Annotated in this window: 6 protein-coding genes and 1 other RNA gene; 3 read left to right on the top strand and 4 right to left on the bottom strand. The window is 35.3% G+C overall.

Features of this window, described 5'->3' with window-relative positions; translation table 11 throughout:
• Window positions 1-67: 67 nt before the first annotated feature.
• Window positions 68-517 carry a hypothetical protein gene (locus WBY99_RS02725; protein WP_423974813.1) on the top strand — a complete coding sequence of 150 codons (450 nt, stop codon included), beginning with the start codon at window positions 68-70 and terminating at the stop codon, window positions 515-517.
• 9 nt (window positions 518-526) lie between these two features.
• The gene (locus tag WBY99_RS02720) at window positions 527-2,707 is read left to right on the top strand and encodes a reprolysin-like metallopeptidase (RefSeq protein ID WP_423974812.1); all 2,181 of its coding nucleotides are present in this window, start codon (window positions 527-529) and stop codon (window positions 2,705-2,707) included.
• A gap of 101 nt (window positions 2,708-2,808) precedes the next feature.
• Here the strand turns inward: WBY99_RS02720 and WBY99_RS02715 are convergent, their stop codons facing one another.
• Complete coding sequence (locus WBY99_RS02715; protein WP_423974811.1) at window positions 2,809-3,645, bottom strand: mechanosensitive ion channel family protein; 837 nt, start codon at window positions 3,643-3,645, stop codon at window positions 2,809-2,811.
• Window positions 3,646-3,772: 127 nt separating this feature from the next.
• On the opposite strand from WBY99_RS02715, the gene rnpB reads away from it, so the two are divergent.
• Window positions 3,773-4,101, top strand: an RNA gene (gene rnpB / locus WBY99_RS02710) — RNase P RNA component class A.
• A gap of 32 nt (window positions 4,102-4,133) precedes the next feature.
• On the opposite strand, the gene WBY99_RS02705 is transcribed toward rnpB, so the two are convergent.
• The 3 genes from WBY99_RS02705 to WBY99_RS02695 all read right to left on the bottom strand — a co-directional run.
• Window positions 4,134-4,307, bottom strand: a complete 174-nt coding sequence (locus tag WBY99_RS02705) for a hypothetical protein (RefSeq protein WP_423974810.1) — start codon at window positions 4,305-4,307, stop codon at window positions 4,134-4,136.
• A gap of 66 nt (window positions 4,308-4,373) precedes the next feature.
• Complete coding sequence (locus WBY99_RS02700; protein WP_423974809.1) at window positions 4,374-5,243, bottom strand: polyphosphate kinase 2 family protein; 870 nt, start codon at window positions 5,241-5,243, stop codon at window positions 4,374-4,376.
• 80 nt (window positions 5,244-5,323) lie between these two features.
• Window positions 5,324-5,794: DUF1573 domain-containing protein (locus WBY99_RS02695; RefSeq protein WP_423974808.1), on the bottom strand; the 471-nt coding region annotated here is incomplete at its 5' end.

Genomic DNA, 5,794 nt, shown 5'->3' with positions numbered 1-5,794 from the left:
GTTTTTATTGATGAAATAGTATTTCGATATTTGGTAAAATTCCTATATTTACAAATAATAAAATTTCATGAAATATATTTTCACCTTATTGCTGATGTCTCTTTTGGGTTGTATTTCCCAGAGTGCAAACTCTACAGAAGTCTCTATAGATTTCGAAGAAGTGAACCATTTTAGCTATCCGCTTATTTCTGAGAGTTGGTTGGTGCTTGATACTCAGAAAAAAATAGATTCTGTTTATTCCATAATTCATTCCCAAACACAAGGAAGTCGATTGGCGCCCATACCGACTATGAATGAGGATGAGTCTTATCTTGTTTTTAAACCTGTTTTGAAAAATACGAATGATATAGAAATTAAGAAAATCTTACTTAAGAATAGTATTCTTTATATAGAAGTTGTCGAATTTTCTAATCCAGAGATACTAAAATTGAGTAGGGCTTCTCCCAGTGTACTCGTAAAATTATTAACGAAAGTTAACGTGAAAAATATAATAATTAAATATCAAAAAAATCATTAATCAAAATTTATGAATACAAAAATCTTTACCTTTTCGTGCTTAATGTTTGCTGCATTAGGTTTCGGACAAAACTATTGGTCGAAAAATAATGTTGTACCAAAAGAAAATTTGACAGCAAGAGATTCAAAACCAAAAGAATTCTCAGTTTATCAACTTAATATCGAAAAACTGAAAAACGATTTAGCAAAAGTTCCTCAACGATTTTCTCCAGATCAAAGTCATACAATCACTTTTCCTGATGCTGATGGTAAATTTAGATCTTACATCGTACAGGAAGCTTCGGTAATGCAACCTGGTTTGCAGGCGAAATATCCTGAACTCAGATCCTATGTAGGAATCGATAAAAACAATCCACTAAACTCTGTGCGTTTCAGTGTGACTCCGGATAGTGGAGTCAGTGCAATGTATTTTGATGGTTGGGAAGTAAGCTATTTGGATAGTTATACCAAAGACAACTCTAGTTATATTCTTTATAAGAGAAAAGATTTGCCGGTAAATGACAGACTTTTTGATTGTAAAGTTGAAGGAGTGACCGAAGCAGAATCTGACGGATTAGGAATGAAAGCTCCACTTGTTTCCGATGGACAATTTAGAACATACCGTCTCGCTTTAGCCGCAACAGGAGAATATAGTACATATCACGGCGGAACCGTACCTAAAGTGATGGCTGCAATGGTGGTAGCAATGACAAGAGTAAATGGAGTATATGAAAAATCTTTTTCTGTTACCACTGTTATGGTTGATAATAATGATCAATTAATTTACTTAAACGCAGCTACAGACCCATATACCAATAATAACGGAGGCACAATGCTTGGTCAGAACCAAACTACGGTAGATACTGTAATTGGGGTTGCGAATTATGATGTAGGTCATGTGTTTTCTACTGGCGGTGGTGGAGTTGCCTACTTAGGATGTATTTGTAAATCTAATAAAGCCGGTGGAGTTACAGGTTTGCCAGCACCAATAAATGATGCATTTTATATCGATTATGTTGCACACGAAATGGGTCACCAATTTGGAGGGAATCATACCTTTAGAGCGGCTACAGGATCATGTTCTGGTAATGCAAACAGTGCCACTGCATTTGAACCAGGAGGTGGTTCTACAATTATGGCTTATGCAGGAATTTGCGGCACTAATGATATTCAAGCACATAGTGATCCTTATTTTCATTCTGCAACGGTAAAAGAAGTTTATACCGTATTGCAAAGGCCAACAGATTGTTCTGTAAAAACGCCAAATAACAATCAGGTTCCTACTGCAGATGCAGGCTTAAACTATACGATTCCAAAAAGTACTGCCTTTGTTTTGACTGGTGTTGGTACAGATCCAGACAATGATCCCCTTACTTATTTATGGGAGCAATTAGATAGTACAAGTAATACACAGCCTCCCGTTTCTACTGCTACAGGCGGACCAGTTTATCGTTCTTTTTCTCCTACAGAGTCTCCTTCAAGATATTTTCCTGTAATGAGTTCAATTCTGGCAAATAATCTTGTTCCGAAATGGGAAGTAACTCCAAGTGTTGCAAGAAATTTAAATTTTTCCCTTTTGGTGAATGATAACAAAGTGACAGGAAACCAATCTGCAAGAGGTCAAATGTTGGTAACTGTTGCAAATGCAGGTCCCTTCAAGGTGACTTCGCAAACTGCAAATATTGAATTTGATGGTAAGGAACCAATGATCATAACTTGGGATGTCGCAGGGACAGATGTGGCTCCTGTAAATACTCAGAATGTGACTATTCTTTTATCAAAAGACAATGGAGCAAATTTCGATGTAGTTCTTGCGGAAAATGTTCCAAATAACGGTTCTGCAACGGTAAATCTTCCAAACGAAGATATTGCTTCTGCAAGAATTATGGTAAAAGCAGTAGGTAATATTTACTTCGCCCTGAATTCTTCTTTCTTTAAAGTAAAAAAAGGAGAGTTAGCAACTACAGAGAATAAATTGAAAAATATTTCAATTTATCCTAATCCAGCGAAACATGAAGTAAGCATTAAAATGAATAAATCTGAAAGTGCCTCTTATGCGATTTATGATGCTATAGGAAGATTAGTAAATACAGGAAACGTAGCAAAAGATGGTAAAATTAATGTAGAAAAATTGATCAACGGAAATTATATTTTGAACATCGAAATGAAAAACGGTGAAAAATTATCTGAAAAATTAATGATTAAGAAATAATTCAGAAATCAGATCAATAGAAGAGGATGCTGTTAATTCAGTATCCTCTTTTTTTTTGTTTAAAAATTCTATAAGAAAACTCATTATCAATAGAGATGTTCTTATTTTGAAGACGAATCAACTGAGTTTTGAGAGGCCAGTTCAATCGCAGATTCATTCAGTTTTTCTCTCAATTTCAGTAATGCTTCACTTCTTACCTTTGTTACGTTTTCGCCACTTTTCATAAAAAATCGGGCTTGAAAATAGACAATATCCGAAGATTGTTTTATAGTAATGACTTGAGATTCTTCAATATGATCGGTAAAATCAAAGCTTTTTATTTCATCTAAAATAATCTCCCTTGTCTTTTCTAAATCTTGATTGCCAGAAACTTGCAAATCTAGAAAGATTTTTCGCTGCCCAGAAGACGAGTAATTAGTAAAAGGAGCGCTGAAAATTAATTGATTAGGTACGAAAACCTTTTTGCCATCGTCGGTAATAATTTTCGTGGTCAAAAATCCGATTTTTTCTACAACGCCAGTTACCTCTTTAATAGAAACGTAATCGCCATTTGCAAACGATTTATCAATGCTAACCAAAGCCCCAGAAAACATGGAGGATACCAAATCTTTCAAAGCTACACCTGCTACAACCCCTGCAACACCGAGACTCCCAATAAATTTCAAAACAAAACTTCCCAATCCCATTATTTCTAAGGCGATAAAAGTCCCCGAAAGAATGATGAGGAATTTGAACGCTTTAATTAAAGTGACAATTGAGCTATTCTTGCTTTTTGGAAAAAATTTTTGGAAAATCCTTACTGATATTTTACTTAAATAGGAACTCATTGTTAAAAAAAACATGAACACCAAAACGCCAACAATAATTTTCGGTGTTGCTTGTGCAAGTCCTTCGTACCAGCGCTCCAAAACCGACTTAATAATTTCAAAATAATTCATAATTCAAAAATATTAAAAATTAATCGAAGTGTCCTTGTAAAATGCGCTCGAAAAACAAAGAATCTGGAATGTCAATTTTTTTATCTTACCTCTCAAATCTTTCATTTTTTACTATCTTTGCCATCCACAAGAAAAACGGCTTGTTGATTCCAAGAAATTGGGGTAGGAAAGTCCGGACACCACAGAGCAGCAAAGCGGGTAACGCCCGTCGGTCGCGAGATCAGGACCAGTGCAGCAGAAAGTATGTATATTAATTTATAGTGAAACCAGGTAAACTCTTTGCGGTGCAATGTTAAGTATATCGGATTTTTTTCAGCAATGAAAAATAGGAGCGGCTCGCTCCAAAAACCGAGGGGTAAACAGCTCAAGTTTTGCAGCAATGTAAAGCGCAGATAAATAACAAGCGTTTTCGTTTCGACGAAATTACAGAATCCGGCTTATAGTTTTTCTTGTGGTTTTTTAGATTTAAGGTTTCAAGTTCAGTAGTTTCAAGAAATTATTTCATCTGGATTAAATGCTGGGATTTGGCTTCCTTTAAAATCTTTCGTGTTTCGAGTTACAATAAAATCCATTTTTTCAACAGATGAAGCGCAGAGAATTTGAATGGAATCTTCAAAATCTTTATGGTTTGAACGCAATCCTTTTTTTTTAAATATCTGCATCTACGTCGATTACCGTCAAAAAATCTAATGTATTTTAAATAAAATCGAAATTCCAAACTCAAAAACCTATTCGCTTTCCAATTGCCTTTTCGCTTCTTGCAAACCCGCCTTGTCTTTTGCAGAAAGTTTCGGGTATTGCAAATCCATTTTTTCTAAAGCATCAATGATGATTTGTATCGCGGCAACTCTTGTAAACCATTTATGATCTGCAGGAATGACGTACCACGGCGCATAATCTTCAGAAGTCTCATTGATTGCTTCCTCGTATACGGCCATATATTTGCTCCACAATTCGCGTTCTGGTAAGTCGCCTACTGAGAATTTCCAGTTTTTGTTCGTTTCGTCAATCCGCTCCAGAAGTCTTTTCTTCTGTTCTTTTTGGGAAACGTTTAAAAACATTTTGATAATCGTAGTTCCGTTTTCAGTTAAAGTTTTTTCAAAGTTTCTGATGCTTTCGTAGCGGTTTTTCCAGAATTCATTATCAAAATCATCAGTCGATTTCCAGACTTTTTCGTTTAGATTATATTCGGGATGAACTTTACAAACCAAGACACTTTCATAATGACTTCTATTAAAAATTCCAATTTTTCCTTTTTCAGGGAGTGCAATATAATGGCGCCATAAAAAATCGTGAGCATATTCCTTAGAACTCGGCGCTTTGAAACTCGTTACTTCACAACCTTGCGGATTTACACCACCGAAAACATGCTTGATCAAAGAATCTTTTCCTGCAGCATCCATGGCTTGCAAAACAATCAGAATAGATTTGCTGCCATCGCTATATAACCTTTCCTGTAGTTCACTGAGTTTTTCTTTCTCCTTGTCCAGCATTTTTTTTGCATCGTCTTTTGAAAGTTTGCCTTCATATTCTGTTGGGAAATTATCAATGGAAAATTTTCCTTTCACAATGAAATTAGCGCTAAAATCTAAATCCATACCTTTAATATTTGTACTAAAATAAAAAAAATCATTTCAATGACGAAATGATTTTAATTTTTTATTTTGTTTAAAACAAATTATAATTGCTCTGATTTTTTAATTGTTTCTTTTTTGGCTGCTGGAGTAACTTTCATAGATTGTGGTGCACTCATCGCTCTCGCTTCTGTTTTAATCGCTGTTTGTGGAGCAATTGTAGCAGCTGCATCTCCTACATTTCCTTTAATGGTAATTACAGATCTGCTGTTTTCAGCATCATTTGAATAAACTTCAATAATCTTTGTAAAAGGACCTACAATCTTGGTGTCGTAACCTACTTTTAATTCAGCAGTTTTCCCAGGCATGATTGGGTCTTTTGTAACCTCGGGAGTTGTACAACCACAAGATGCTTGGGTTCGTGAAATAATAAGAGGTTTGTCTCCTGTGTTTTTAATGATGAATACTCTGTGTCCATCAGCACCAACTGCAACATTCCCATATTCGTAAACGGTTTTGTCAAAAGAAATAGTTTGTGCGGATGCAAGTGCAAATGTCCCGACTAAAAATAGACC

Origin of the sequence: Kaistella sp., assembly GCF_049588135.1 — a bacterium.
Lineage (GTDB): Bacteria > Bacteroidota > Bacteroidia > Flavobacteriales > Weeksellaceae > Kaistella.
This window is presented reverse-complemented; position numbering and strand designations above follow the sequence as displayed.